This window comes from Mycobacterium sp. E3305 (assembly GCF_001666785.1).
Lineage (GTDB): Bacteria > Actinomycetota > Actinomycetes > Mycobacteriales > Mycobacteriaceae > Mycobacterium.
This window is the reverse complement of record NZ_LZJA01000127.1, coordinates 22,316-48,552: the sequence shown is the minus strand read 5'-3', so window position 1 is coordinate 48,552 and position 26,237 is coordinate 22,316. Positions and strand designations below refer to the sequence as shown.

Genomic DNA, 26,237 nt, shown 5'->3' with positions numbered 1-26,237 from the left:
GAATCCATGACGGAGCCCACCTTCGCCCGACCGGGCATCGACCCGACGTTCAAGGCGTTGCTCGACGCCTTCCCGATGACCTTCACCGCAGCCGACGGCGTGGAGACCGCGCGCTCGCGGCTGCGAATGCTCAAAGTGCCACCCGAGATGCTGCCCGACCTGCGCGTCGAGGAGCGCACGATCGGACATGGCGACGTCAGCGACGTCGGAGTGCGGATCTACTGGCCGCCCCTGGAACCCGAAGAGCCGCTGCCCGTCGTCGTCTTCTATCACGGCGGCGGCTTCTGCCTCGGTGACCTCGACACCCACGACCCCCTGGCCCGCGCGCACGCCGTCGGCGCCGAGGCCATCGTGGTGTCCGTGGACTACCGGCTCGCCCCCGAGCACCCGTTCCCGGCCGGCGTGCACGACTCCTGGGCGGCGCTGCAGTGGGTCGCCGAGAACGCCGCGGAGCTGGGCGGTGACCCCGGCCGGATCGCCGTCGCCGGCGACTCGGCCGGCGGCAACCTGGCCGCCGTGATGGCGCACCTGGCCACCGCGAACGCCGGGCCGGAGCTGAGCTTCCAGCTGCTCTGGTACCCGGTCGTCACCGCCGACCTGTCGCTGCCGTCCTACACCGACAACGCCAACGCGCCCATCCTGGACCGCGACGTGATCGACGCCTTCCTGGCGTGGTATCTGCCCGACATCGACATCAGCGACCCGACGGTGCTGCCCACCACCCTGGCCCCGGCGAACGCGACGGACCTGTCCGGGTTGCCGCCCGCCTACATCGCGACCGCCGAACACGATCCGCTGCGCGACGACGGGGCCCGCTACGCCGAGCTGCTCGACGCCGCCGGCGTGCCCGCGGAATTGAGCAACGAGCCCAACCTGGTGCACGGCTACGCGAGCTTCGCCCTGGTGATCCCCGCGGCCTCCGCTGCCACCGACCGCGGGCTGGCCGCGCTGAAGAAGGCGCTACACCCCTAGGCGGTCACGATGAGCAGCACTCCCGACTACCACACGCTGATCGTCGGCGCCGGCTTCTCCGGGATCGGCGCCGCCATCAAGCTCGACAACGCCGGGCTGTCCGACTACCTCGTCGTCGAGGCGGGCGACGGGGTCGGCGGGACGTGGCACTGGAACACGTATCCCGGTATCGCCGTGGACATCCCGTCGTTCTCGTACCAGTTCTCCTTCGAGCAGAGCCCGGACTGGTCGCGGACCTACGCGCGGGGCCGCGAACTCAAGGCCTACGCCGAACACTGCGTCGACAAGTACGGCATCCGATCGCGAATCCGGTTGAACACCAAGGTGCAATCCGCCGAGTTCGACGACGAGCGGTCCCTGTGGCGGGTGCAGACCGACCCCGGCGGAACCGTCACCGCCCGCTTCCTGATCAGCGCGTGCGGCGTGCTCACCGTGCCCAACCTGCCCGACATCGACGGCGTCGACAGCTTCGGCGGTGTCACGATGCACACCGCGCGCTGGGATCACGACCAGGATCTGAGCGGCAAGCGCGTCGCGATCATCGGCACCGGCGCCTCGGCCGTCCAGGTCATTCCCGAAATCGCGCCGATTGTCAAGCAGCTCACCGTTTTCCAGCGCACCCCGATCTGGTGCTTCCCCAAGCTGGACGTCGCGCTGCCGGCCCCGGCCCGCTGGGCGATGCGGATCCCGGGCGGCAAGATCGTGCAGCGGCTGCTCAGCCAGGCCTTCGTCGAAGTCACCTTCCCGATCTCCGCGCACTACTTCACGGTGGTGCCGCTGGCCAAGAGGATGGAGTCGGCGGGGCTGGCCTACCTACGCAAACAGGTGCACGACCCCACGGTGCGCGACCAACTCACCCCGCGCTACGCGGTCGGCTGCAAGCGCCCCGGCTTCCACAACGAGTACCTGGCCACGTTCAACCGCGACAACGTGCGACTGGTCACCGAGCCGATCGACAAGATCACGCCCACGGCGGTGGCCAGCACCGACGGCGAAGCCCATGAGATAGACGTGCTGATCCTGGCCACCGGTTTCAAGGTGATGGATCCCGACGACGTCCCGACGTTCGCGGTGACCGGCAGCGGCGGCAAGTCGTTGAGCCGGTTCTGGGACGAGCACCGGCTGCAGGCCTACGAGGGCGTGAGCGTGCCCGATTTCCCCAACCTGTTCACGGTTTTCGGCCCGTACGGCTACGTGGGCTCGTCGTATTTCGCGCTGATCGAGACGCAGACCCACCACATCGTGCGGTGCCTGAAACGGGCGCAGCGCGACGGCGCGACGCGCGTGGAGGTCACCGGCGAGGCCAACGACCGGTACTTCGCCGAGATGCTGCGCCGACGGCACCGGCAGATCTTCTGGCAGGACAGCTGCCGACTGGCGAACAGCTACTACTTCGACAAGAACGGCGACGTCCCGCTGCGGCCCACCACCACCGTCGAGGCCTACTGGCGCAGCCGGCGCTTCGACCTCGACGACTACCGATTCACCGGCAGTTCCGCCTAGCGAACGCACCTAAAACCCGGTGCTGGTTGTCACCACCCGGCGCTAGGCTGCACGCGTGGCCAAGGAGTTTCCGCGTCTCGACGAGTCGCTCACCGAGTTCATCAACGATCAGGCCATGTTCTTCGTCGCCACCGCGCCGTCCGAGGGAGGCCGAATCAACCTCTCCCCCAAAGGGTATCGGGACACCTTCGCGGTCATCGACGATCACACCGTGGCCTATCTGGACCTGTTCGGCAGCGGGGTGGAAACGATTGCGCACTTGCGTGACAACGGCCGGATCACCATCATGTTCTGCTCGTTCACCCGCAACTCGCGCATCCTGCGGCTGTTCGGCACCGGACGGGTGGTCCGCCCCGACGACGCCGAGTTCGGCGAATTCGTCGGCAAGTTTGGGAACCCGCACGCGGGCGTGCGCGCCGTCATCGTCGTCGATCTCGAGCGAATCGCCGACGCGTGCGGGTTCGCGGTGCCGTACTACGAGCTCGTCGACGAACGCCCGGTGCTCGACGACTACCACAGCAAGGCGCCCGGCGAGGCCTACGTTCGCCTGGTGGGGCGCAACCGGCGAAGCATCGATGGATTGCCGGCGCTGGACGCCGACCACCCGCTGCCTAGATAGCGCGCTTGAGGTCGTCGACCTTGTCGAGCTGCTCCCACGGCAGTTCGACGTCGGTGCGGCCGAAGTGGCCGTAGGCGGCGGTCTGCGCGTAGATCGGGCGCAGCAGGTCCAGGTCACGGATGATCGCGCCGGGCCGCAGGTCGAACACCTCGGGCACGATCTTCTCGATCTTGACCGGGTCTACCGTCGCGGTGCCGAACGTCTCGATGAACAGGCCGACCGGGGCCGCCTTGCCGATGGCGTAGGCCACCTGCACCTCGACGCGCTCCGCGAGCCCGGCGGCGACGATGTTCTTCGCCACCCAGCGCATCGCGTACGCCGCGGACCGGTCCACCTTGGACGGATCCTTACCGGAGAAGGCGCCGCCGCCGTGGCGGGCCCAGCCGCCGTAGGTGTCGACGATGATCTTGCGGCCGGTGAGGCCGGCGTCGCCCATCGGCCCGCCGAGGACGAACTTGCCGGTCGGGTTGACCAGCACCCGGGTCGACGACGAATCCAGGGTGTCGTGCGCCAGCTCGCTCAGCACGCTCTTGAGCACGTGCTCCCGGATGTCGGGGTCGAGCGTCTTCTCCAGGTCGATGCCGTCGGCGTGCTGCGTCGAGACGACCACGGTGTCGAGGCGTACGGGGACGTCGTCCTCGTAGGCGATGGTGACCTGGGTCTTGCCGTCCGGACGCAGGTATCCCAGCGTGCCGTTCTTGCGCACCTCGGTCAGCTTCCGTGACAGCCGGTGGGCCAGCGCGATGGGCAGGGGCATCAACTCGGGGGTGTCGGCGATCGCGTAGCCGAACATCAGGCCCTGGTCGCCGGCGCCCTGGGAGTCCAGCGGGTCCGCGGCGCCCTCGACGCGCGCCTCGTGGGCGGTGTCGACGCCCTGGGCGATGTCGGGCGACTGGGCGCCGATGCCGATGTTCACCCCGCACGACGCCCCGTCGAAGCCCTTGTCCGACGAGTCGTAGCCGATGTCCAAAATGCGCGCACGGACCGTGTTGGTGATGTCGGCGAACGCCTCCTTCGCCGTCGTCGTCACCTCGCCGACGACGTGCACCTGACCGGTGGTGACCAGCGTCTCCACCGCGACGCGTGAGCGGGGGTCCTGCGCCAGCAGGGCGTCGAGGACCGAGTCGCTGATCGCGTCACAGATCTTGTCGGGATGTCCCTCAGTCACCGACTCACTGGTAAACAGGCGACCCTTTTCGCTCACAATCGAATCCTTCCGAATAGTTAGTTAACCGAATTATATCGGCTGGCATCGGGCCGGCCGGCGCCTGGCCCCGCGCCACAGCAAAATCGAACCGTATTACCCGCCGCCGTGCAGGAACGTGGCGATCGCATCCACGATACGACTGGCCATCAGCGTCTTGGAGCCGTGTTGCAGCGCCGACTCGGTGCCGTCGGAGGCCAGCAGCCAGCCGTCGTTGCTGTCCACCTCGAACGCCCTGCCGTCGCCCACCGCGTTGACCACCAACAGGTCGCAACCCTTGCGGCGCAGCTTGGCCCTGGCGTGAAACAGCACATCGCCGTTGGCGTCGCCCGTTTCGGCGGCGAACCCGACGATGGCCCGCATGTTGGGCAGCTCGCCGCCGGCGCGCGCCCGCACCGCACCGGCCAGCACGTCGTCGTTGCGGACCAGCTCGATCGTCGGTGGCTGTTCCCGGTCGTTCGAGCCCTTTTTGATCTTCGCGGCGGAAACCTGCGCGGGGCGGAAGTCGGCGACGGCCGCGGCCATCACCAGCACGTCGGCCGCGGGCGCGTGCTTGGCCACCGCGTCGCCGAGTTGCTCGGCCGAGCTGACGTGGACCACCTCGACGCCGGCCGGGTCGATCAGGCCCGCGGTGTGCCCGGCGATCAGCGTGACCTCGGCGCCGCGCTGGGCGGCGACGCGCGCCACCGCGTAGCCCTGCTTACCGGAGCTGCGGTTGCCGATGAAGCGCACGGGGTCGATCGGTTCGCGGGTGCCGCCCGCGGTGACCAGGAGCTTGCAGCCGGCGAGGTCGTACGGGAGCGCGTCGTGGCGTTCCAGCAGCAGTTGGGCGAGCGTGGTGATCTCCTCGGCCTCGGGCAGCCGGCCGGAGCCGCTGTCGGACCCGGTGAGCCGCCCGAACGCCGGTTCCAGCACCACCGCCCCGCGGCGGCGCAGGGCGGCCACGTTGTCGACGGTGGCCGGGTGCAACCACATCTCGGTGTGCATGGCCGGCGCGAACAGCACCGGGCATCGCGCGGTGAGCAGGGTGGCGGTCAGCAGGTCGTCGGCGCGGCCGTGCACCGCGCGGGCGAGCAGGTCCGCGGTGGCCGGCGCTACCACCACCAAATCGGCCTGCTGGCCGAGCTGGACGTGCGGCACCTCCGGGACGTTCTCGAAGATGCCGGTGTGCACCGGCTGGCCGGACAGCGCCTCGAACGTGGCGGCCCCGACGAACCGCAGCGCGGACTCGGTGGGCACGACCCGGACCAGATGGCCGGCCTCGGAGAGCTGACGAACTACCGTGCACGCCTTGTAGGCGGCGATGCCACCGGAGACGCCGACGACAATCCGTTTGCGGTCCACAGTTGGCCGGCCCTGCCCTGTTACTCGCCCTCGGTGTGCTCGAGCAGGTCGGCGTGGATCTCGCGCAGCGCGATCGACAGCGGCTTCTCCTGAAGCCCCGGCTCGACCAGCGGCCCAACGTATTCGAGGATGCCCTCGCCGAGCTGGTTGTAGTAGTCGTTGATCTGACGGGCCCGCTTGGCGGCGTAGATCACCAGGGCGTACTTGCTCGACACGCGGTCGAGCAGCTCGTCGATGGGCGGGTTGGTGATGCCCAGCGGGGTGTCGTAGGCGCCCTGCCCCCCGGCCGATGGGTCGAACCGGTCGGGGACGGCGGCCAGCGCCGCGTCGGACTGCGGAATGCTCACTTAGGTCAAACTCCTTGGCGGTCAGAGCCCCGAAACGGATTGGCTACCGCTGATGATTCGAATGCTCAATCTCGATTGGATCTGGTCTGGCTCCTGGTCTGGCCAGGTGGGTCATGCGGACTCGGCGCAGTTCCTAGCAGCAAGGATACCAATTCGGCGCACGCGGACTCCAATTGACTGTTGACCACGACCTCGTCGAAGTCGTCCTGGGCCGCCATCTCGACGCGGGCGGTCTCCAGGCGGCGCTGCATGGCCTCCGGCGTTTCGGTGCCGCGGCCGACGAGTCTGGCCTCCAGGTCCTCCCAACTGGGCGGCGCCAGGAACACCGTGATGGCCTCGGGCATCGCCCTCTTGACGGCTCTGGCGCCGGCCAGGTCGACCTCGATGAGCACCGGGATCCCGGCCGCGGTGGCGGTCCGCACCGGCTCGGCCAGGGTGCCCGACCGGTGCAGTCCGCCGTGGATCTCGGCCCATTCCAGCAGCGCGCCGTCGTCGATGAGCTGCTGAAAGCGGTCCGGGCTGACGAAGTGGTAATCGACGCCGTCGACCTCGCCCGGCCGCGGCGCCCGCGTCGTGGCCGAGACGGAAAAATGCAGCTCCGGAATTCGCTCGCGCAGGCAGCGGACGACTGTCGACTTGCCGACCGCGGAGGGACCGGACAGCACGACCACACGCCCCTTACCTGGTGGTGCGGGACGCGTGCCGTGCTCGACGTCCGGTCCCCCGCTAGCGCTCACTGGCGCTCCTGGGCTGGTGGCCCATAGCGCGGGTTGGCCGGGGCCGGGCTAGGAGCCGAACTTTTCCAGCAGGGCCTTGCGCTGGCGGTCGCCGAGGCCGCGCAGGCGGCGGGTGGGGGCGATCTCCAGCTCAGTCATGATTTCCTGCGCCTTGACCTTGCCCACCTTGGGCAACGCCTCGAGAAGCGCAGAAACCTTCATCTTGCCAAGGACTTCGTCGGTCTCGGCGTCCTTGAGCACCTGGGTGAGGTTGGTGCCGCCGCGCTTCAGCCGGTCCTTGAGCTCTGCTCGTGCTCGACGTGCGGCAGCAGCCTTCTCCAACGCGGCCGCGCGCTGCTCGTCGGTCAACTGGGGAAGGGCCACGATTCCTCCGTATCTGATCAATCAATTTCAATCGATCTCTTTTTGTCTCGCCGGTTCTTCTGCCAGCGGAGACGACCGTACTCAGGCCTCCTGACGAAATCTAACCCGGCCCCCTGGTTCAGGGGACAAACTCCCAGCATGAGCCCCGCCTGTGGCCGGAAAATGCCGTCCGGCGGACGCCTGCGATGACCGCCCGGCCGGGCCCCGCCTGCGCTTTGCGAGCGCCCGGCCCCGATCCGAAATATGGGCTCTGAGCTGCGGTTTTACCGAGTGGGCCCGGCGTCCGGCCGGCCGCCGGGGCGGCGGCCAAGGGCGGCCGCGGCGCGGCGAAACGCCTCGTGCCGGGGATCACGCATTTTTCGTTGCGTGTCGCGCGTGTCGCACCCGCGCGGCCCCCGCGTGGCGCGACGACGCCCTTCGCTGGTACGGCCGCCAGCTAATACCCCGCGAGTTACCATCTAGCGGTGTCGAACCTGCGGATCCGTCAGGCCGCTGAACTGCTCGGAGTCAGCGACGACACCGTCCGGCGCTGGATCAACCAGGGATCGCTGACGGTCAGCCACGACGCGGCGGGCCGCAAGGTCATCGCCAGCGAAGATCTGGCCCGGTTTTCCCGGAACAACGCCCCCGCCCCGCCGCCCGACCCGCTCAGCATCGGCAGCTCGGCCCGCAACCGCTTCGTCGGGCTGGTCACCAGGGTCACCAGCGACAAGGTGATGTCCCAGGTCGAGATGCAGTGCGGCCCGTTCACCGTCGTGTCGCTGATGAGCACCGAGGCCGCCGAGGAACTGCAGTTGCGGCCCGGCAGCGTCGCCGTGGCGGTCGTCAAGGCGACCACGGTGATCGTGGAGACCGCGCGGCCAAGTACGGCCCTAGCGTCCGACTGAGCGCCGGGGCGGCCCTACGGCGCGCCCAGATAGGCGACGGCGTCCAGCATCCGCTCGCCCGCCGCCCGCAGTTCGTCCACGCCCGGCCCGGCCCGCAGCACCTCGCGGGCCACCGCGGGCAGCAGCTGGCCGGGGGCCGCCCCGCCCAGCCCGGCGAGCGCGTCGGGCCGTCCGCCCTGCACACCGAGCCCGGGCACCAGCACCGGCCCGCCCAGCGCGCTGAGATCGGGCGCCTCGAGCACCGTCGCGCCCACCACCACGCCGACGTACCCGGGCCCCGACGGCGTCGCCGACTTGTTCACCACCGCCGCCTGGTCGACCACCAGCTGGGCCACCGTGCGGCCGTCGAACGCGGCGCGCTGCACGGTGGCGCCCTCCGGGTTGGAGGTCGCCGCCAGCACGAACACGCCCCGGTCGTGAGCGGCGGCGGCTTCCAGCAGCGGCCGCAACGACCCGAATCCCAGGTACGGCGAGGCCGTGACGGCGTCGGCCGCCAGTGGCGAGTCGCCGGCCCAGGCGGCGGCGTAGGCCGCCATCGTGGTGCCGATGTCCCCGCGCTTGGCGTCGGCCAGCACCAGCACCCCGACCGAACGCAGGGCCTCGATGGTGCGTTCGAGCACCGCGAACCCGGCGGCGCCGTAGGCCTCGAAGAACGCCACCTGGGGCTTGACCACGGCGAAGCCGGCGAACGCCTCGATGCAGATGTCACAGAAGGCGGCCAGTCCGTCGGCGGTGGTCGGCAAATCCCAGGCGCGGAGCAGCTCGGGATGCGGGTCGATGCCCACGCACAGCGGGCCGCGTTGCGCTTTCGCCTCGGCCAGGCGGACGCCGAACCCCGTCACCGGGCGCCTTCGCCGGGCGCGGCGCCCAGGCCGATCACGCTGTGCAGTTCTTGCAGGGACCGCACGCCGATGTCGCCGCGGATGCCCGCCTCGATGCCCTGGATGGCGGCGGAGGCGCCCTGCACCGTGGTGACGCAGGGGATGTTGACCGACACCGCGGCCGAACGGATCTCGTAGCCATCGATGCGTGGCCCGGAGTTCCCGTACGGCGTGTTGATCACCATGTCCACCTCGCCGGCCTTGATCGCGTCGACGGCCGACGCGGCCGGGCGGCCCGCCTGCGGGGGCTCGAAGTGCTTGCGGACCTCGTCACACGGAATTCCGTTGCGCCGCAACATCTCCGCGGTGCCCTCGGTGGCCAGGACGCGGAAGCCCAGGTCGGCCAGCCGCTTGACCGGGAACACCAGGGAGCGCTTGTCCCGGTTGGCAACCGAGACGAACACGGTGCCCTCGGCCGGCAGCGAGCCGTAGGCGGCCGTCTGACTCTTGGCGAAGGCGGTGCCGAAGTCGCGGTCGATCCCCATCACCTCGCCGGTGGACTTCATCTCCGGGCCCAGCAGCGAATCGATGGCCGCCCCGTCGATCCGGCGGAACCTGTGGAACGGCAGGACCGCCTCCTTGACGGCGATCGGGGCGTCGAAGGCCGCGTGGGCACCGTCCCCGGACGCCGCCAGCATGCCTTCGTCACGCAGCTGGGCAATGGTGGCGCCCAACATGATCCGGGCGCACGCCTTGGCGAGCGGCACGGCAGTGGCCTTCGACACGAACGGAACGGTGCGGCTCGCCCTCGGGTTGGCCTCCAGGACGTAGAGCACGTCGTCCTTGAGGGCGTACTGCACGTTGAGCAGCCCGATCACCCCGATGCCGTGGGCGATGGCCTCGGTCGCTCGGCGCACCTTCTCGATGTCGCTGCGGCCCAGCGTGACCGGGGGCAGCGCGCACGCCGAGTCGCCGGAGTGGATGCCGGCCTCCTCGATGTGCTCCATGATGCCGCCGATGTAGACCTCCGCGCCGTCGCACAGCGCGTCGACGTCGATTTCCACCGCGTCCTCGAGGAACCGGTCGACCAGCACCGGGTGCTCGGGCGAGAGCTCGGTGGCGCGGGTGATGTAGCCCTCCAGCGTCTCCTCGTCGTAGACGATCTCCATCCCGCGGCCGCCCAGCACGTATGACGGCCGCACCAGCACGGGATAACCGATGCCCTCGGCGATCCGGCGGGCCTGCGCGAAAGTCGTTGCCATGCCGTATTTCGGTGCGGGCAGGCCGGCGCCGGCCAGCACGTCGCCGAACGCGCCGCGGTCCTCGGCCAGGTCGATCGCCTCCGGCGGGGTGCCCACGATGGGGACCCCGGCGTCGGCCAGGCGCTGCGCCAGCCCGAGCGGGGTCTGGCCGCCCAGTTGCACGATGACGCCGACCACGCCGGGGCCCGCGCCGGCCGACTGCTGCTCGGCGCGGTACACCTCGAGGACGTCCTCGAACGTCAGCGGCTCGAAGTACAGCCGGTCGGCGGTGTCGTAGTCGGTCGACACCGTCTCGGGATTGCAGTTGACCATCACGGTCTCGAAGCCGGCCTGGCTCAACGTGGTTGCGGCGTGCACGCAGCTGTAGTCGAATTCGATGCCCTGGCCGATGCGGTTGGGTCCCGACCCGAGGATCAGCACCTTGGGCCGCTCGGCCTGCGGCGCGACTTCCGTCTCGGCGGCCGGGTCGAGTTCGTAGCTGCTGTAGTGATACGGCGTCTTGGCCTCGAACTCGGCCGCGCAGGTGTCGACGGTCTTGTACACCGGGTGGATGCCGAGCCGCTCGCGCAGCGAACGCACTCCGTTCTCCCCCGCCAGTTCCGGCCGCAGCGAGGCGATCTGGCGGTCCGACAGCCCGCTGTGCTTGGCCCGCCGCAGCAGGTCGGTGTCGAGCACCGGGGCGTCGACCAGCTCGGCGCGCAGCTTGCCCAGCTCGCCGATCTGGGCCACGAACCACGGGTCGACGCCGCTGGCCTCGGCGACCTGCTCGATCGACGCGCCCAGCCGCAGCGCCAGCTCGATGTCGTAGAGCCGGCCCTCGGTCGGGGTGCGCAGCCGGTCCAGCACCTCGGCGACATCCCCGTCCGGGTCGGGCTTGGTCCAGAAACCCGCGCGGGTGGTCTCCAGCGACCGCATCACCTTGCCGAGCGCCTCGATGAAGTTGCGGCCCAACGACATCGCCTCGCCGACCGACTTCATCGTGGTGGTCAGGGTGGGGTCCGCGCCGGGGAACTTCTCGAACGCGAACCGCGGCGCCTTGACGACGACGTAGTCGAGAGTCGGTTCGAAGCAGGCCGGCGTTTCCTTGGTGATGTCGTTGACGATCTCGTCGAGGGTGTACCCGATGGCCAGCTTCGCGGCGATCTTGGCGATCGGGAAACCGGTGGCCTTGGAGGCCAGCGCGCTGGACCGCGACACCCGTGGGTTCATCTCGATGACGATCAGCCGCCCGTCGACCGGGTTGATCGCGAACTGGATGTTGCAGCCGCCGGTGTCCACCCCGACCTCGCGCAGGATCGCGATGCCCAGGTCGCGCATCCGCTGGTATTCCCGGTCGGTCAGCGTCATCGCCGGCGCGACGGTGACCGAGTCTCCGGTGTGCACGCCCATCGGGTCGAAGTTCTCGATCGAGCAGACCACGACCACGTTGTCGTTGCCGTCGCGCATCAGCTCGAGCTCGAATTCCTTCCAGCCGTAGATCGATTCCTCGATCAGCACGTTGGCGCTGGGGCTTTCGGCCAGGCCGGCGCCGGCCATCCGGTCGACCTCCTCGACGGACCGCGCCATGCCCGACCCCAGCCCGCCCATCGTGAAGCTGGGCCGCACCACGACCGGCAGCCCGAGCTCCTCGACCGTCTCGCGGACCTCTTCCATGGTGAAACACACTCGGCTGCGGGCGGATTCACCACCGACCTTGGCGACGATGTCCTTGAACATCTGCCGGTCCTCGCCGCGCTGGATGGCGTCGATGTCCGCCCCGATCAGCTCGACGCCGTGGCGCTCCAGCGCGCCGTTCTCGAACAGCGCGACGGCGGTGTTCAGCGCGGTCTGCCCGCCCAGCGTGGCCAGCAGCGCGTCGATCTTGTTGCCGCGCTCGGCCTGCTGGGCGATCACCCGCTCCACGAAGGCCGGGGTGATCGGCTCGACGTAGGTGTGGTCGGCGTACTCCGGGTCGGTCATGATGGTGGCCGGGTTGGAGTTGATCAGGCTGACCTGCAGCCCCTCCGCCCGCAGCACCCGGCAGGCCTGGGTGCCGGAGTAGTCGAATTCGGCCGCCTGGCCGATGACGATCGGCCCCGAGCCGATCACCAGCACGTGGTTGAGGTCACTGCGCCGCGGCATCAGTTGCTCCCTTCCATTGCGCGAGGGTGCGTGTTGCCACGGCGACACGCCGAGCACCGCGTACAACTGCGCACGCTCGCGGCGAGGTACATCAGCGCCCCTCTGCCATCAGGTCGATGAATTGGTCGAACAGGTATTCCGCGTCGTGGGGTCCGGCGGCGGCCTCCGGGTGGTACTGCACCGAGAACGCCCGCCCGTCGGCGAGTTTGACGCCCTCGACGACCCCGTCGTTGGCGCAGGTGTGGCTGACGACCGCGGGGCCGAACGGGGTGTCGAAGGACTGGCCGGCCTCGCCTTCCAGCGCGAAGCCGTGGTTCTGCGCGGTCACCGCCACCCGCCCGGTCGCGTGGTCCATCACCGGGATGTTGATGCCGCGGTGGCCGAACACCATCTTGTAGGTGGACAGCCCCAGCGCGCGGCCCAGGATCTGGTTGCCGAAACAGATGCCGAACAACGGGATTCCGGCGCCCAGCACCTCGCGGGTGAGCGCGACGACGTGGTCGGCGGTGGCGGGATCGCCCGGGCCGTTGGACAAGAACACCCCGTCGGGTGAGATGTCGGCGATCTGGGCGAACGTGGTCGACGACGGCAACACGTGGCTGCGTACCCCGCGGCGGGCGAAGTTGCGCGGCGTGTTGGTCTTGATCCCCAGATCGAGCGCGACCACCGTGAACCTCGAAGATCCCGGTGGCCCTTCGGGTTCCACGATGTAGCGCTCCGGCGTGCTGACCTCCCCGGCGAGATCGGCGCCGAGCATCGACTGCTGTCCGCGCACCCGCTCGACCAGCTCGGCGGGGTCGGCAAGCGCCTCACCGGAGAACACCCCCGCCTTCATCGACCCACGGGTGCGCAGATGGCGCACCACCGCGCGGGTGTCGATGCCGGCGATCCCGACGATGTGCTGGCGCACCAGCTCGTCCTCCAGGGTGCCGGTGGCGCGCCAGTTGGACGCCCGCGGCGACGGGTCGCGCACCGCGTAGCCGGCGACCCAGATCTTGTCGCCACGGCTCTCGGCGTCCTCGGTGTTCCAGCCGGTGTTGCCGATCTGCGGAGCGGTGGCCACCACGATCTGCCGGTGATAGCTGGGATCGGTCAGCGTCTCCTGGTAGCCGGACATGCCGGTGGAAAAGACCGCCTCGCCGAGCGTTTGGCCGACCTTGCCGAACGACGTGCCCGTGAACACGCGGCCGTCTTCGAGCACGAGCAGTGCTTTGTTGTTCACGCGGCTCCCTCCTGCTGGGACTCCAGCCACTCGGTGTATTCCTCGCGGTGATTCGCCCGAAAGCCGGTGTCGATCTCGGCTCCCGACGGCAGCCGCCACCGAATCGCCAGGATCCCGATCCGGGCCGTGGCCCTGCCACCCATGCTGCGCTCCATGCGGATACCGGTGATCGCGTCTTTCGGTATCCAAATCGGTTGGGCGCGCAAACGTTCCACCATGATCCCGCCGGCATAGCGGGTCAGTACCGCCTTGCTGCGGAAACCCATGTCGCCGGCCGCGATCCGCTCGTGCCAACCCGGCGCCATCATGGAACCGCAATAGTGGCCCCGGGTGGTGATGAGCGCCGCGCCCACCTGGTCGGGCACGTCGGGCAGGTCGCCGATCAGCTCCTCCTGCCGCTCCGAGCGACGCCGCCAGCTGCGCATCATCAGCTGGATCACCACCGCGATCACCACCACCAGCACCGCCGCGAAGATCAGCGACCCCACCAGCGTGCCTGAATTCATGCCGGGCACTTCCCGTCTCGAGCGGTGACCTTGCCCCGCAGCAGTGTCGCCGTCACGGTGGCCGGCAGGGCCATCGACTCGAACGGCGTGTTGGCCGACCGGCTGGCCAGATCGGACCCGGCGACGGTCCAGGCGGCCTCCGGGTCCACCACCGTCAGGTTGGCCGGCTCCCCCACCTCCAGCGGGCGGCCGTGATCGGGCAGCCCGACGATGCGCGCGGGGTTTTCGCTCATCACCCGCGCGACGTCGCGCCAGGTCAGCAGCCCGGGCGTCACCATGGTGTGCACCACGACCGACAGCGCGGTCTGCAGGCCCAACATGCCCGGGCGGGCCGCGGCGAATTCCACGCACTTCTCGTGTTCGGCGTGCGGGGCATGGTCGGTGGCCACGCAGTCGATGACGCCGTCGGCCAGGGCCTGACGCAACGCCACCGCGTCGGCGGCCTCCCGCAGCGGGGGGTTGACGCGGTTGCGCCCGTCGTAGGTGGCCAGCCTGCTGTCGTCGAGCAGCAGGTGATGCGGGGTGACCTCGGCGGTGATCGAAATGCCTTGATCCTTGGCCCATTTCAGCAGCTCGACGGTGCCCGCGGTGGACGCGTGGCAGATGTGCACCCGGGCGCCCGCGTCGCGCGCCAGCAGCGCGTCGCGGGCGACGATCGATTCCTCGGCGGCCCGCGGCCAGCCCGAGAGCCCGAGCCGGGCGGCGGCGGGCCCCTCGTGGGCGACGGCGCCGACGGTGAGCCGGGGTTCCTCGGCGTGCTGGGCGATCAGCACGCCCAGGCCGGTGGCGTACTCGAGCGCGCGGCGCATCACCAGCGGGTCGTGCACGCAGACGCCGTCGTCGGAGAACATCCGCACCTGCGCGGCCCCGGCCGCCATCATGCCCATCTCGGTGAGCTCGGCGCCGGCCAGTCCGACGGTGACGGCGCCGACGGGGTGGACGTCGACCAGTCCGACCTGCTGGCCGCGGTGCCAGACGTGGTCGGTGACCACCGGGCTGTCGGCGACGGGATTGGTGTTGGCCATCGCGAACACCGCCGTGTATCCGCCCAGAGCCGCTGCGGCCGAGCCGGTTTCGATGTCCTCGGCGTATTCGCGGCCCGGCTCGCGCAGGTGGGTGTGCAGGTCGACGAACCCGGGCAGCAACACCTGCCCGGTCGCGTCGATGACGTCGGCCGTGTCGGGGACCGCGAGCTCCGCGCCGATTTCGGCGATCTGGCCGTCATCGACGAGCACGTCGACCCGGTCGCCCTCGCCGTACAACCGGACCCCACGGATCAGCACGCTCACGCCGCACCCTCACTTCCGGCCGACTCGGCGCCGACCAGCACATGGAACAGCACCGCCATGCGCACGTGCACACCGTTGGACACCTGTTGCAGTACGGCCGATTGCGACGAGTCGGCCACCGAGGACGCGATCTCCATGCCACGCAGCATCGGACCCGGGTGCAGCACCACGGCGTGGCCGGGCAGCATCGCCTGGCGGCGATCGGAAAGCCCGAAGCGCGAGGAGTATTCGCGCACCGACGGGAAGAAGCCGCCGTTCATGCGCTCGGCCTGCACCCGCAGCATCAGCACCGCGTCGGCGGCGGGCAGCTCGGCGTCGAAGTCGTTCGCGACGGTGACCGGCCAGCCGTCGACGCCGACCGGCAACAGCGTCGGCGGCGCCACCAGGACCACCTCGGCGCCCAGGGTGTTGAGCAGCATGACGTTGGAACGGGCGACCCGGCTGTGCAGGATGTCGCCGACGATCACGATGCGCCGGCCCTCGATGCCGCCGAGGCGCTGGCGGATGGTCAGCGCGTCCAGCAGCGCCTGGGTGGGGTGCTCGTGCGTGCCGTCGCCCGCATTGATCACCGACGGGCCGTCGTTCGCGCTGCCGGTCCATTCGGCCAGCAGGTGCGCGGCACCGGAGGCCGGGTGCCGGATGATCAGCGCGTCGGCGCCGGCCGCGCGCAGCGTCAACGCCGTGTCGCGCAGCGACTCACCCTTGCCCACCGACGATCCCGCCGCGCTGACGTTGATCACGTCGGCGCTCATCCACTTGCCGGCCACCTCGAACGAAACCCGGGTGCGGGTGGAGTTCTCGTAGAACATCGTGATGACGGTGCGCCCGCGCAGCGTGGGCAGCTTCTTGATTTCGCGGCCGACCAGCGCCTGGGAGAAGCGGTCGGCGTCGTCGAGGATGGCGGTGGCCTCGTCGCGGCTCAGGTCGCCGGCGGCCAGCAGGTGCCGGGTCATCGGGAGATCACCACCCCGTCGCGCCCGTCCTGCTCGCTGAGCAGCACGTGCACGCTCTCGCTGCGCGACGTCGGAACGTTCTTGCCGACGTAGTCGGCGCGCAGCGGGAGCTCGCGGTGGCCCCGGTCGACCAGCACCGCGAGCTGCACCACCCGGGGGCGGCCGACGTCGCGCAGTGCGTCCAGCGCGGAACGCACCGAGCGCCCGGAGTACAGCACGTCGTCGATGAGAATCACCAGCGCGTCGTCGATGCCGCCCGCCGGGATCGAGGTGGCCTCCAGCGGCCGCGGCGGCTTCTGCATCAAATCGTCGCGATACAACGTGATGTCGAGGCCCCCGTGGCCCACCTCCACGCCGCTGAATTCGGCGATGTGGGTGGCCAGCCGCTCGGCCAGGATCACGCCGCGGGTCGGGATGCCCAACAGCACCACCCGCGGCGCGTCGGGTCCGTCCAGCGCGGTCTTTTCGATGATCTGATGTGCGATACGGGAAATGGTGCGGCCCACGTCGGCCGCCGACATCAGTTCCCGGGACCCGCGGCTTGAGCCGCTCTCGTCCACAGCACCCATGCGAGACTTGACCTCCTTCTCCGCCTCGCGGGACGGATCGTTAAAGGATGTCGACTGCCCGGCAGCGTAACACCTCTCTGGCGGAGCGCCGGCGCGGGGCACGAGTGCGCAATCCCGGATCGCCCGCCGTGCCCCACCCGTCCCAGGCGTCTCGCCGGGAGTCGGCGCCCGCTGTGCCCGCCTCGTAGCGACAACTCGTTGCGCTTCACGGCGGGGGCATGGTGGGCTCAGCCGTCGCCCGGGAGGGGCGAACGGACTCCGACGCGCTCTACCGCGGCGAGGGCCGCGAGACCGCCCCTAGGTGCAGGGAACTTGCCCGTTGAGCACGCAATTCGACGGGGGTGTGAAGGAACCGGTCAGCGCGCCCCTCATGCCGCCCGTCGCCGAACCGCCGGGTGCGATGCTGCGATTCCAGTTCGCGGGGGTAAGGGTGAAGTGGGTGCCCGATTGGGTGATGTTGCTGTTCCAGGTGTGCAGGACGGATTGTCCGGCCGGCATGTCGAAGTCAATCCGCCAATCGGTGAGCGGCACCAGGCTCAAGTTGGTGACGGTGAAGTTGGCGATGAAACCGGTCTGCCACGCATGTTCCACCGACAGCGTCGCCGAGGCGGGCGCGGCCGCATGAGCCGCCGGGGTGACGGCGAGTCCGAAGGTGGCGACCAGCAATGCCGACACGGATACGTGAAGGGCTGTGCGCCAGCGCTTCACGTATTTGTTCAGTTCGGCCATGCGGCCCACATTAAAGGCAAGCGGGCGTTATCGGCCGGCGCATCGCGGCACGCTGCAGTACCTTTGCCCAACCGAAACCGTCATGAAATTTTGGCCTCGATACGACGCCGCGTTGCCACGCGGCCGGGGCGGTTCGTGCCCGCCTCGCGGCGACGCCGTGTCGCGCTACCCTGGCGAAAATGACGGGCTCTGGATTCTCCCGAATGCAGCGAATGGACTTCGACGCGCTCTACCGCGGCGAAAGCCCCGGCGAAGGCATCCCACCGATGGCCACACCCCCCTGGGATACCAAAGCGCCCAAAGACAGCGTCGTCGCCTGGCACGACGGCGGCTGGGTCCACGGCGAGGTCCTCGACATCGGTTGCGGGCTCGGCGACAACGCCATCTATCTGGCTCGCAACGGCTTCGGAGTCACCGGGCTGGACATCTCGCCCGCCGCGCTGGTGACCGCCCAGCGCCGTGCAAATGACGCCGGAGTCGACGTCACGTTCGCGGTGGCCGACTCCACCAAGCTGGAGGGCTATTCCGACGCCTTCGACACCGTGATCGACAGCGGCATGTTCCACTGCCTCGACGACGACGGCAAACGCAGCTACGCCGCCGCGGTACACCGGGCGACCAGACCGGGCGCCACGTTGTTGATGAGCTGCTTCTCGGACGCGAACGCCCCCGACGAGCGCTGGCCCCGGCCGGCGGTCTCGGAGCAGACGCTGCGGGACGTGCTCGGCGGCGCGGGGTGGGACATCGAGTCGCTTCAGCCCGCGACGATGCGCCGGGAAGTGGACGGCGCCGAAGTCGAGATGGCGTTCTGGTACGTCCGGGCGCGACGGCGCTGACCGAACCGGCCGCTCGTCGCGACCGCGGGTTTTCGGCCCGGGTGGTCGGCCGCCGCCGAGAAGAAAGTACGTTCGGAGCGTGAGCGAGGAGTTCTGGGTAACCCGCCGCGAAGCCGGGGATGCGGTGGTGTTGCAGGTCAGCGGCGTGGTGGACATCATCACCGCACCGTCGCTGGCCACCCACATCGACGTTGCCCTGGCCGGCACGCCCGCGGTGCTGGTCATCGACCTCACCGAGGTCGACTTCCTGTCCTCCGCGGGCATCACCGTGCTGGTCGAGGTACATCGGCTGACCGAGAACAGCCCGACCTCGCTGCGCGTCGCGGCCGACGGTTCGGCCACCAGCCGGCCGCTGCGCATCGTCGGGCTCGACGAGTTCATCGACCTCTACCCCACCGTGGACGAGGCCTTGGCCGGGGCTCCCCGCGGCCCGGAGCTAACCTGACCGGGTGAATCTCGACGTCAATGCGGCCTCCATTCGCGAAGTGGTCGACGCGGGGCTGCTCGCCGGCGCGCTGACGCTGATCTGGCAGCGCGGAGAAATCCTGCAGGTCAACGAAATCGGTTACCGCGACGTGGACGCCGGCCTGCCGATGCAGCGCGACACGCTGTTCCGGATCGCGTCGATGACCAAGCCGGTCACCGTCGCAGCGGTGATGAGCCTGGTCGACGAGGGCAAGCTGACGCTGAAGGACCCGGTCGTGCGCTGGGCGCCGGAGCTGGCCGGCGTGCGGGTGCTCGACGACCCGCACGGCCCGCTCGACCGCACGCACCCGCTCGGGCGCGCCATCCTGATCGAGGACCTGCTCACCCACACCAGCGGCCTGGCCTACGGCTTCTCGGTGTCCGGGCCGATCGCGAAGGCCTACGTGCGGCTGCCGTTCAACCAGGGCCCGGACGCCTGGCTCGCCGAGCTGGCCAAGCTGCCGCTGGTGCATCAGCCCGGTGACCGGCTCACCTACAGCCACTCCATCGACCTGCTCGGCGTGATCGCGTCGCGCATCGAGGACGAACCGTTCAACGAGGTGCTCGACGAACGGGTCCTGGGTCCGGTCGGCATGCCCGACACCGGATTCTTCGTGTCCCCCGACGCGCGCCGCCGCGCGGCGACCATGTACCGGCTCGACGGGCAGGGCCGGCTGCACCATGACGCGATGGGCCCGCCACACATCAAGCCGCCGTCCTTCTGCAACGCCGGCGGCGGGCTGTGGTCGACCGCCGATGACTACCTGCGGTTCGTGCGGATGCTGCTGGGCGACGGGACGATCGACGGCGTACGGGTGCTCTCCCCCGAGTCGGCCCGGCTGATGCGGACCGACCGGCTCACCGACGAACAGAAGCGCCACGACTTCCTCGGGGCGCCCTATTGGGTCGGCCGCGGCTTCGGACTGAACCTGTCGGTGGTTACCGACCCCGCCCGCAGCGCGCCGCTGTTCGGGCCGGGCGGGCTCGGGACGTTCAGCTGGCCGGGCGCCTACGGGACGTGGTGGCAGGCCGACCCGACCGCCGACCTGGTTCTGCTGTACCTGGTGCAGAACCTGCCCGACATGTCCGCGGACGTGGCGGCGGCGATCGCCGGCAACACGTCGCTGGCGAAACTGCAATCGGCGCAACCGAAATTCGTCCGGCGGACCTATCAAGCGCTCGGCCTCTGACGTGGTCGATTATCCGCCCGACCGCATCACCGGACCCCGCCTCGTGCTGCGCAGGCCCGTGCTCGAGGACGCCGGCGCGCTGTTCCAGCGGGTCGCCCGCGATCCCGAGGTCACCAGGTACCTGATGTGGGCGCCGCATCCCGACGTGGCGGCGACGCGGCGGGTGATCACCGAAAAGCTCAACGCCACCCCTGACGAGCGGACGTGGGCGATCGAATTGCGGCACAGCGGTGAAGTGGTCGGGCTGACCAGTTGCCGGCGCCCGGTGCCGCACTCGGTGGAGATCGGTTACTGCCTCGGCCGCCGATGGTGGGGCAAGGGCCTGATGGGCGAGGTGCTCGACATGCTGCTGACCGCGCTCGACAGCGACCGGGCCGTGTATCGGGTGTGGGCCACGTGCAACGTCGACAACGAGCGCTCGGCCCGGTTGCTGGAGCGCGCCGGGTTCGTGCTGGAGGGGCGCCTGGCCCGCCACGCGGTCTACCCCAACCTGGGGCTCGAACCGCAGGACAGCCTGCTCTACGCGAGGATCCTGCGCTGAACGGGTGTGCGGCCAAGGCGGGGCTTACCGGCGTGTCGCCGCCCTGAGCGCACACTGAAAGCCCTCAGCGCACAGTCGATCGCGCGTGGTCGAGCGCGCGGCGCGCGTAGGCCCGCACGTCGGCGTCGCCGTCCTTGAGGGCGATGCTCAGCGCATCGCGCGCGGCGGGTTCGCCGGCCCAGCGGGTCAGGCTCAGCACGGCCGCCTTGCGCACGTCGAGATGGGCGTCGGCGAGCGCCTCGGCCAGCGCCGGCACCGCGACGTCGGCCGGCGCGCCCGCCAGCGCGCGCGCCGCCCCCTCCCGCACCTGCCACGCCGGGGCCCGCAACGCCGCTTTCACGGCGGCGAGATCCGCTGGGCGGCAACCAAGCTCACCGAGCGCGGCCAGCGCGGCCGCGCGCACCAACGGGTCCGGGTCCGTGCTCAGCGCGCTGACCGCCTCGCCGCCGCCGCGCAGCGTGGCCAGCCCGGCGGCCGCGACGATCCGCACCTCGCGGCTCTCGTCACCGGTGGCGGCGACCACCCCGGCCACGTCGTCGACGGACACCAGCGCCCGCACGGCCTCGATGCGCACCCGGTGGTCGGGATCGGTGAGCGCGCGGCGGTAGTCCTCGGGGTCGCCGACCCGGCGCGCGGCCAGCACGTAGAGCGAGGCCGCCCGCACCACCACGTCGCCCGAGCTGAGCCGCGGCTGGACGGCGTCGGGCTCGGGTAGCACCTCGACGAGCTCGCGGATCCCCTCGGCGCCGGTGCGGCGTACGGCGGCGTCGGCGTCGTCCAGCGCGGCGACCAACGCGGGCGCATAGCCCTCGGGGATGTGTTCGGTGAGGGTGGCCACCGCCGTCCGGCGCACGCCGGGGTCGGGGTCGCTCAGGTACGGCCGCAGCCCGGCGATCGTCGGCTCCTCGAGGGCCAGGACTTCGGCGATGCGCGGCGAGGGCGGCTCGAATGACGTTGCGGCCGAAGCGATCCGGGACGCAGTGGTGGCCGGGGCCTGGCCGCCGACGAGCGGCGGCTCCTCGACCGCCCGCACGGTCTGGTCTGCGGGCGGCAGGCCGTCCAGTTCCGGCACCGGCACGAAGTACGGGGCGACCGGCCGCTTCAGGAACACCATCTCGCCGTCGGCGCCCTTGCGCAGGTTGAGGTGGTAGCCCCACTCGCTGTCGTCGCGGCCGGGCAGGTCGGCGCGGTCGTGGTAGAGGCCCCAGCGCGATTCGGTGCGGGTGAGCGACGATCGGGCGGCCATCTCGGCGCAGTCCCGGATGAACGACACCTCGACGGCTCGCATCAGCTCGTGCGGATTGCGAGCCCCCATCTCGGCGATCTCGGCCCGCATGCGGTCGAAGGTGCGCACGGCGATCGACAGCTTGGCCGCCGTCTTGGGCGGTGCCACGTAGTCGTTGACGAACCGGCGCAACTTGTATTCGACCTGCGGCTGCGGCGGGCCGTCCGGATGCCGCAGCGGCCGGTAGATCAGGTCGTGCGCCTCGCGCAGTTGGTCGCCCGGAAGTTGTTGCGGCGCAGTGATTTCCGCGCAGGCCGCGGCCGCGTCGGTGCCGGCGAGATCGCCGAAGACGAACGCCCCGATCATGTAGTTGTGCGGGACGCAGGCCAGGTCGCCGGCGGCGTACAGCCCGGGCACCGTGGTGCGGGCGTGTTCGTCGACCCAGACCCCGGAAGCCGAATGCCCACTGCACAAACCAATTTCGGAGATGTGCATCTCGATGTCGTGGGTGCGGTAGTCGTGGCCGCGGTTGGCGTGGAAGGTGCCCCGCGTCGGCCGTTCGGTGGTGTGCAGGATGTTCTCCAGCGCGGTCAGCGTCTCGTCGGGCAGGTGGGAGACCTTGAGGTAGATGGGCCCGCGGGCGGAATCGATCTCGCTCTTCACCTCCGACATCATCTGACCCGACCAGTAGTCGGAGTCCACGAACCGCTCACCGTGTGCGTTGACCTGGTAGCCGCCGAACGGGTTCGCGACGTACGCACAGGCCGGCCCGTTGTAATCCTTGATCAACGGGTTGACTTGGAAGCACTCGATTCCCGACAGCTCCGCACCCGCGTGGAAGGCCATCGCGTACCCGTCGCCGGCATTCGTCGGGTTCTCGTACGTGCCGTACAGATAGCCCGACGCGGGCAGCCCCAGCCGCCCGCACGCTCCGGTGGCCAGGATCACCGCCTTCGCCCCGACCGCGACGAATTCACCGGTGCGGGTGTGCAGCGCCGCCGCGCCGACGGCGCGGCCATCGGACGTCAGCACCCGCACCGGCATCAGCCGGTTCTCGATGCGGATCTTCTCGCGCATCGACCGTTGCCGCAGCACCCGGTACAGCGCCTTCTTGACGTCCTTGCCCTCCGGCATGGGCAGCACGTAGGAGCCGGAGCGGTGCACCCGGCGCACCGCGTACTCGCCGTGTTCGTCCTTCTCGAACTTCACCCCGTAGCGTTCCAGCCGCTGCACCATCGCGAATCCTCGGCTGGCGGTCTGATAGATGGTGCGCTGGTTGACGATTCCGTCGTTGGCGCGGGTGATCTCGGCAACGTAATCCTCGGGTTCGGCCTTGCCCGGGATGACGGCGTTGTTCACGCCATCCATGCCCATCGCCAGCGCGCCGGAGTGCCGGACGTGGGCCTTCTCCAACAGCAGCACCTGGGCGCCGTGCTCGGCGGCCGACAGCGCCGCCATGGTGCCGGCGGTCCCACCGCCGATGACCAGCACGTCGCAGTCGAGGCGGAGGGGGGTCGCCGGGTCCGGGATCTCCATCATGCCGCCACCAAGTTGCCCAGGGCGGCAATGATTTCGGCGCGCAACCCGTCCCTCGGCAGCTCTCCGCGCGGATCGGGCACGTCGATGGATGCGCGGGGCGGCTCCCCGGCCCGGCCCAGCACGACGATCCGGTCCCCCAGCGCGAGCGCCTCGTCGACGTCGTGGGTGACGAAGACGATCGTCGTGGGATGGGTGCGCCAGGTGTCGATCAACAGCCGCTGCATGGCCGCCCGGGTTTGAGTATCCAGCGCGCCGAACGGCTCGTCCATCATCACCGCGCGGGGCGCACCCGCCAGGCCGCGGGCGAGCTGGACCCGTTGGCGCATCCCGCCGGAGAGGCTTTTGGGCAGGAAGTGGCCGAAACCGGCGAGCCCGAGTTCGTCGATCCAGCGCTCGGCCTGCGCGCGACGGGTGGCCCGGGGCTCGCCGCGCAGCCGCAGCGCCAGCTCGATGTTGGACCGCACGGTTCGCCACGGCAGCAGCGCGTTGTCCTGGAACACCATGCCGCGGTCACCCGAGGTGGTGGTGACCTCCGCGCCGTCGGCCAGCACCCGGCCCGCGTCGGGCCGCAGCAGCCCCGCCAGGGCGCGCAGCAGCGTCGACTTGCCGCAGCCCGACGGCCCGGTCAGCACCAGGATCTCCCCGGGGCGCACCGTCAGGCTCAGCCCGTCGATGACCGGAGTCCCGGTGTAGGACAACCGAACCGCTTCGAGCTCAAGACTGGTTCCGGTTTGTGCCGCAGTGGTCATCGCAAGCCTTCCTGTGCTCGGGGCAACCAGCGCGTCACCCGCCGGCCGACCAACTCGACGGCCGCCGACGTGGCGAACCCGAGGACGCCGATGGTGATGATGCCGACGAACACCTGCGGGTAGGCCAGCACGGTGTAGTCCTGCCAGGTGCGGTAGCCGACGCCGAGGCGGCCCGAGATCATCTCGGCGGAGATGACGCAGATCCAGGCCACGCCCATGCCGACCGACAGGCCGCCGAACACGCCCGGCAAGATGCCCGGCAGCACCACCTGGGTCAGCACCGCCCACCGGCCACCGCCCAGCGTGCGCACCGAGTCCTCCCACAGGGTCGGCAGCGCCCGCACGGCGTGCCGGGTGCTGACCATGATCGGGAAGTAGGCGGCGAGGAACGTGATGAACACGATGCCCGCCTCGTCGGTCGGGAACAGCAGGATCGCCACGGGCACGATCGCGATCGCGGGGACGGGGCGCGCCAACTCGGCCAGGGGACCGAACAGGTCGGCGAACAGGCGCGAACGGCCCAGCAGGACACCGGTCGCCACGCCGATCACGGCCGCCAGCCCGAAGCCGGTGAGGATGCGGATCAACGACTGCGCCAGGTCGAGCCAGTACTCGCCGGCACCGAGCCGCCGCTGCAGCGCGTGCACGATCTGCGTGACGGTGGGCAAGGTGTCGAACCGCAGCAGCAGCCGCACCTTGCCCGCGGTGAGCAACTGCCACAACCCGATTGCGGCCAGCACCGACGCCAGCCGCAGCAGCCGCGACCCCCAGGCGGAGGTGCGCCGCCGCGGATGCGCGAGCGCGGGCGTCGGGATCACGCCGGGCGCCCGGTCGGCCACTGCTTCGACGGTCATACCGAACCTCCCAGTGCCTGCTGGTAATTCATCACGACGCCGCCCGGGTGGGCCCCCAAGTACCGGTGCGCCCCGGCCTGCGTGCCGAACGGCAGATAGTTTCGGCCGTCTTTCACCCACACCGCCTTGTCGGCGAACCACCGGGTGCCGAGCTCGGCGTCGGGAACGTAGGCCGCGCGGATTTTCCCGCCGCGGGCGGTGGCCTCGGCGATCGCCCGCAGCAAGCCGGTGGGGGTCGCGACCGTCTTCGTCGTGTCGGCGCCGTCCAACCACAGCTCGCTGGTCAGCGCGGGGTCGCCGGAGAGCAGGGACGGGTTGGTGGCCCGCGCCCGGGTGGCGGCGTAGTCCAGCCCGCGGGCGGCGAACACCGCGCGCAGCGGATCGTCCACCGCGAACTTCCCCACGTCGAGGTCGGCGAAGTCACCGATCGATTTCAGGTAGGGCACATCGCTTTTCAGCGCGTCGATCAGCGACGGCTTGAGCGTGGTGTCGAACGACGTCCCGCCGGGGCCGTTGTAGAGGTACACCACCTCCTGCGGCAGACCGCTGGCCTGGGCGACGATGCGCGCCGCCTCGAGCGGCTTGTCGTTGAGGAAGTCGGTGGCGTCCAGTTGCGCCTGCAGGAACGCCGCCAGCACCTCCGGGTGCGAGGACGCATATGCGCGTCGCACCACCACGCCGTGCAGCGTCGGCAGGTTCAGCTCGGCCCCGTCGTACAGCAGCTTGGCCTTGCCCTGGTACACCAGCAGCCCGGGCCACGCGACGAACTGCGAAAGCCCGTTCACCTGACCCGATTCCAGCGCGGACGCGCCAACCTGGGGCTGCTGGTTGAGTACCTCGACGCCGGTGATGCCGGCCCTGCCCAGCGCACGCACCAACGTGCCGTGGCCCGCGGAGCCCACACTGGCCGACACCTTGGCGCCGGCCAGGTCGGCGAGCGCGGTCGCCGGCGAATCGGGCGCCACCACAACCATGTTCAGCGCGCCCTTGGGGTTGTAGCCGGTGACCGACACCATTTCCGTGCGGGCCAGCGGGTTGGCCTGGGTCTTGGACCCGTTGATCAGCATCGGGTAGTCGCCCATCGATCCGATGTCGATCTTCTCGGCAAGCATCTGGGCGGTGATCGGGGCGCCGGTGTCGTAATCCTGCCAGCGCACGGCGTATCTGGTGCCGGTGCGGGTGGTGATGTCGGCGAGCCGCCGCTCGAGGTAGCCCTGCGCACGCAGCAGCGTGCCGGCGGTCACCGTGTTGATGGTCTTCGACTGGTATCCCACCACGACGTTGACCACGCCGGAGGATTGCGAGAACGATTCCAGCGAGCACCCGTTGGCGAACACGGCCAGCGCGCTCGCCACCGAAAGCAGCCGGAGGGCATGCTTTTTCATGATGG

The 26,237-nt window shown here is 70.1% G+C and carries 25 protein-coding genes; 8 read left to right on the top strand and 17 right to left on the bottom strand.

Features of this window, described 5'->3' with window-relative positions:
• Window positions 1–6 precede the first annotated feature (6 nt).
• Genes A5701_RS11690 through A5701_RS11680 form a run of 3 tightly spaced genes read left to right on the top strand, consistent with a single transcriptional unit; the run spans window position 7 to window position 3,094 of the window.
• A complete protein-coding gene (locus A5701_RS11690) occupies window positions 7–972 on the top strand; it encodes an alpha/beta hydrolase (protein WP_067752927.1) in 966 nt (321 codons plus the stop codon).
• 9 nt (window positions 973–981) lie between these two features.
• Window positions 982–2,475: an NAD(P)/FAD-dependent oxidoreductase gene (locus A5701_RS11685; protein ID WP_067752923.1), complete on the top strand. Its 1,494-nt coding sequence runs from the start codon at window positions 982–984 to the stop codon at window positions 2,473–2,475.
• 55 nt (window positions 2,476–2,530) lie between these two features.
• On the top strand, window positions 2,531–3,094 hold the full coding sequence (locus tag A5701_RS11680) for a pyridoxamine 5'-phosphate oxidase family protein (protein WP_067752920.1): 564 nt from the start codon (window positions 2,531–2,533) through the stop codon (window positions 3,092–3,094).
• Here the strand turns inward: A5701_RS11680 and metK are convergent.
• The 5 genes from metK to mihF form a co-directional block, all read right to left on the bottom strand.
• A complete protein-coding gene (gene metK / locus A5701_RS11675) occupies window positions 3,087–4,298 on the bottom strand; it encodes a methionine adenosyltransferase (protein WP_067752917.1) in 1,212 nt (403 codons plus the stop codon). The genes A5701_RS11680 and metK overlap by 8 nt on opposite strands.
• 96 nt (window positions 4,299–4,394) lie before the next feature.
• Window positions 4,395–5,642, bottom strand: a complete 1,248-nt coding sequence (coaBC, locus tag A5701_RS11670; protein ID WP_067752914.1) for a bifunctional phosphopantothenoylcysteine decarboxylase/phosphopantothenate--cysteine ligase CoaBC — start codon at window positions 5,640–5,642, stop codon at window positions 4,395–4,397.
• Between the two features lie 20 nt (window positions 5,643–5,662).
• On the bottom strand, window positions 5,663–5,989 hold the full coding sequence (gene rpoZ / locus A5701_RS11665; protein WP_067752911.1) for a DNA-directed RNA polymerase subunit omega: 327 nt from the start codon (window positions 5,987–5,989) through the stop codon (window positions 5,663–5,665).
• Window positions 5,990–6,054: 65 nt separating this feature from the next.
• A complete protein-coding gene (gene gmk, locus A5701_RS11660; protein WP_156670051.1) occupies window positions 6,055–6,726 on the bottom strand; it encodes a guanylate kinase in 672 nt (223 codons plus the stop codon).
• A 48-nt stretch (window positions 6,727–6,774) separates the two neighbouring features.
• A complete protein-coding gene (gene mihF / locus A5701_RS11655; RefSeq protein ID WP_007171927.1) occupies window positions 6,775–7,089 on the bottom strand; it encodes an integration host factor, actinobacterial type in 315 nt (104 codons plus the stop codon).
• Window positions 7,090–7,553: 464 nt separating this feature from the next.
• Here mihF and A5701_RS11650 point away from each other — a divergent pair, with 464 nt between their 5' ends.
• A complete protein-coding gene (locus A5701_RS11650; protein ID WP_067752906.1) occupies window positions 7,554–7,976 on the top strand; it encodes a molybdopterin-binding protein in 423 nt (140 codons plus the stop codon).
• Between the two features lie 14 nt (window positions 7,977–7,990).
• On the opposite strand, the gene pyrF is transcribed toward A5701_RS11650, so the two are convergent.
• The 8 genes from pyrF to A5701_RS11610 form a co-directional block, all read right to left on the bottom strand.
• Complete coding sequence (gene pyrF, locus A5701_RS11645) at window positions 7,991–8,818, bottom strand: orotidine-5'-phosphate decarboxylase (RefSeq protein WP_067752904.1); 828 nt, start codon at window positions 8,816–8,818, stop codon at window positions 7,991–7,993.
• Window positions 8,815–12,180 (bottom strand): carbamoyl-phosphate synthase large subunit, encoded by a 3,366-nt coding sequence (gene carB / locus A5701_RS11640; RefSeq protein ID WP_067753085.1) that lies wholly within the window; start codon window positions 12,178–12,180, stop codon window positions 8,815–8,817. The genes pyrF and carB overlap by 4 nt, the downstream gene beginning before the upstream one ends.
• Window positions 12,181–12,271: 91 nt before the next feature.
• The gene (gene carA, locus A5701_RS11635) at window positions 12,272–13,402 is read right to left on the bottom strand and encodes a glutamine-hydrolyzing carbamoyl-phosphate synthase small subunit (protein ID WP_067752901.1); all 1,131 of its coding nucleotides are present in this window, start codon (window positions 13,400–13,402) and stop codon (window positions 12,272–12,274) included.
• Window positions 13,399–13,908: a transporter gene (locus A5701_RS11630; RefSeq protein WP_067753082.1), complete on the bottom strand. Its 510-nt coding sequence runs from the start codon at window positions 13,906–13,908 to the stop codon at window positions 13,399–13,401. The genes carA and A5701_RS11630 overlap by 4 nt, the downstream gene beginning before the upstream one ends.
• Window positions 13,905–15,197, bottom strand: coding sequence for a dihydroorotase (locus A5701_RS11625; RefSeq protein WP_067752898.1), 1,293 nt, complete (start codon window positions 15,195–15,197; stop codon window positions 13,905–13,907). The genes A5701_RS11630 and A5701_RS11625 overlap by 4 nt, the downstream gene beginning before the upstream one ends.
• Window positions 15,194–16,150 (bottom strand): aspartate carbamoyltransferase catalytic subunit, encoded by a 957-nt coding sequence (locus tag A5701_RS11620; RefSeq protein ID WP_067752895.1) that lies wholly within the window; start codon window positions 16,148–16,150, stop codon window positions 15,194–15,196. The genes A5701_RS11625 and A5701_RS11620 overlap by 4 nt, the downstream gene beginning before the upstream one ends.
• Window positions 16,147–16,719 carry a bifunctional pyr operon transcriptional regulator/uracil phosphoribosyltransferase PyrR gene (gene pyrR, locus A5701_RS11615; RefSeq protein WP_067752892.1) on the bottom strand — a complete coding sequence of 191 codons (573 nt, stop codon included), beginning with the start codon at window positions 16,717–16,719 and terminating at the stop codon, window positions 16,147–16,149. Before pyrR ends, A5701_RS11620 begins: the two co-directional genes overlap by 4 nt.
• Before the next feature lie 297 nt (window positions 16,720–17,016).
• Entirely contained in the window at window positions 17,017–17,448 is a 432-nt protein-coding gene (locus A5701_RS11610; protein WP_067752889.1) for a cellulose-binding domain-containing protein, read from the bottom strand.
• A gap of 203 nt (window positions 17,449–17,651) precedes the next feature.
• Between A5701_RS11610 and A5701_RS11605 the strand changes: the two genes are divergently transcribed.
• The 4 genes from A5701_RS11605 to A5701_RS11590 all read left to right on the top strand — a co-directional run bounded on the left by A5701_RS11605 (window position 17,652) and on the right by A5701_RS11590 (window position 20,480).
• Window positions 17,652–18,284 (top strand): class I SAM-dependent methyltransferase, encoded by a 633-nt coding sequence (locus A5701_RS11605; RefSeq protein WP_082969727.1) that lies wholly within the window; start codon window positions 17,652–17,654, stop codon window positions 18,282–18,284.
• A 79-nt stretch (window positions 18,285–18,363) separates the two neighbouring features.
• Complete coding sequence (locus A5701_RS11600) at window positions 18,364–18,729, top strand: STAS domain-containing protein (protein WP_067752883.1); 366 nt, start codon at window positions 18,364–18,366, stop codon at window positions 18,727–18,729.
• 4 nt (window positions 18,730–18,733) lie between these two features.
• Window positions 18,734–19,939: a serine hydrolase gene (locus A5701_RS11595; protein ID WP_067752880.1), complete on the top strand. Its 1,206-nt coding sequence runs from the start codon at window positions 18,734–18,736 to the stop codon at window positions 19,937–19,939.
• A gap of 1 nt (window position 19,940) precedes the next feature.
• On the top strand, window positions 19,941–20,480 hold the full coding sequence (locus A5701_RS11590; RefSeq protein ID WP_067752877.1) for a GNAT family N-acetyltransferase: 540 nt from the start codon (window positions 19,941–19,943) through the stop codon (window positions 20,478–20,480).
• A 64-nt stretch (window positions 20,481–20,544) separates the two neighbouring features.
• Here the strand turns inward: A5701_RS11590 and A5701_RS11585 are convergent, their stop codons facing one another.
• From A5701_RS11585 to A5701_RS11570, 4 genes are read right to left on the bottom strand one after another with little or no spacing between them, the layout of a single operon-like run.
• Window positions 20,545–23,244: a fumarate reductase/succinate dehydrogenase flavoprotein subunit gene (locus tag A5701_RS11585; RefSeq protein WP_067752874.1), complete on the bottom strand. Its 2,700-nt coding sequence runs from the start codon at window positions 23,242–23,244 to the stop codon at window positions 20,545–20,547.
• Window positions 23,241–23,993 carry an ABC transporter ATP-binding protein gene (locus A5701_RS11580; protein WP_067752871.1) on the bottom strand — a complete coding sequence of 251 codons (753 nt, stop codon included), beginning with the start codon at window positions 23,991–23,993 and terminating at the stop codon, window positions 23,241–23,243. The genes A5701_RS11585 and A5701_RS11580 overlap by 4 nt, the downstream gene beginning before the upstream one ends.
• Window positions 23,990–24,847 carry an ABC transporter permease gene (locus tag A5701_RS11575; protein ID WP_067752868.1) on the bottom strand — a complete coding sequence of 286 codons (858 nt, stop codon included), beginning with the start codon at window positions 24,845–24,847 and terminating at the stop codon, window positions 23,990–23,992. The genes A5701_RS11580 and A5701_RS11575 overlap by 4 nt, the downstream gene beginning before the upstream one ends.
• Window positions 24,844–26,232 (bottom strand): ABC transporter substrate-binding protein, encoded by a 1,389-nt coding sequence (locus A5701_RS11570; RefSeq protein WP_067752865.1) that lies wholly within the window; start codon window positions 26,230–26,232, stop codon window positions 24,844–24,846. The genes A5701_RS11575 and A5701_RS11570 overlap by 4 nt, the downstream gene beginning before the upstream one ends.
• Between the last annotated feature and the right edge of the window lie 5 nt (window positions 26,233–26,237).

Excerpts from the sequence above, each read along its gene's own strand:
- A5701_RS11685 (WP_067752923.1), top strand. The coding sequence starts at position 982 with ATGAGCAGCACTCCCGACTACCACACGCTGATCGTCGGCGCCGGCTTC.
- A5701_RS11575 (WP_067752868.1), bottom strand. The coding sequence starts at position 24,847 with ATGACCGTCGAAGCAGTGGCCGACCGGGCGCCCGGCGTGATCCCGACG.
- A5701_RS11630 (WP_067753082.1), bottom strand. The coding sequence starts at position 13,908 with ATGAATTCAGGCACGCTGGTGGGGTCGCTGATCTTCGCGGCGGTGCTG.
- A5701_RS11580 (WP_067752871.1), bottom strand. The coding sequence starts at position 23,993 with ATGACCACTGCGGCACAAACCGGAACCAGTCTTGAGCTCGAAGCGGTT.
- A5701_RS11570 (WP_067752865.1), bottom strand. The coding sequence starts at position 26,232 with ATGAAAAAGCATGCCCTCCGGCTGCTTTCGGTGGCGAGCGCGCTGGCC.
- A5701_RS11620 (WP_067752895.1), bottom strand. The coding sequence starts at position 16,150 with ATGACCCGGCACCTGCTGGCCGCCGGCGACCTGAGCCGCGACGAGGCC.
- pyrR (WP_067752892.1), bottom strand. The coding sequence starts at position 16,719 with ATGGGTGCTGTGGACGAGAGCGGCTCAAGCCGCGGGTCCCGGGAACTG.
- A5701_RS11690 (WP_067752927.1), top strand. The coding sequence starts at position 7 with ATGACGGAGCCCACCTTCGCCCGACCGGGCATCGACCCGACGTTCAAG.
- A5701_RS11585 (WP_067752874.1), bottom strand. The coding sequence starts at position 23,244 with ATGATGGAGATCCCGGACCCGGCGACCCCCCTCCGCCTCGACTGCGAC.
- carB (WP_067753085.1), bottom strand. The coding sequence starts at position 12,180 with ATGCCGCGGCGCAGTGACCTCAACCACGTGCTGGTGATCGGCTCGGGG.
- A5701_RS11610 (WP_067752889.1), bottom strand. The coding sequence starts at position 17,448 with ATGGCCGAACTGAACAAATACGTGAAGCGCTGGCGCACAGCCCTTCAC.
- A5701_RS11605 (WP_082969727.1), top strand. The coding sequence starts at position 17,652 with ATGCAGCGAATGGACTTCGACGCGCTCTACCGCGGCGAAAGCCCCGGC.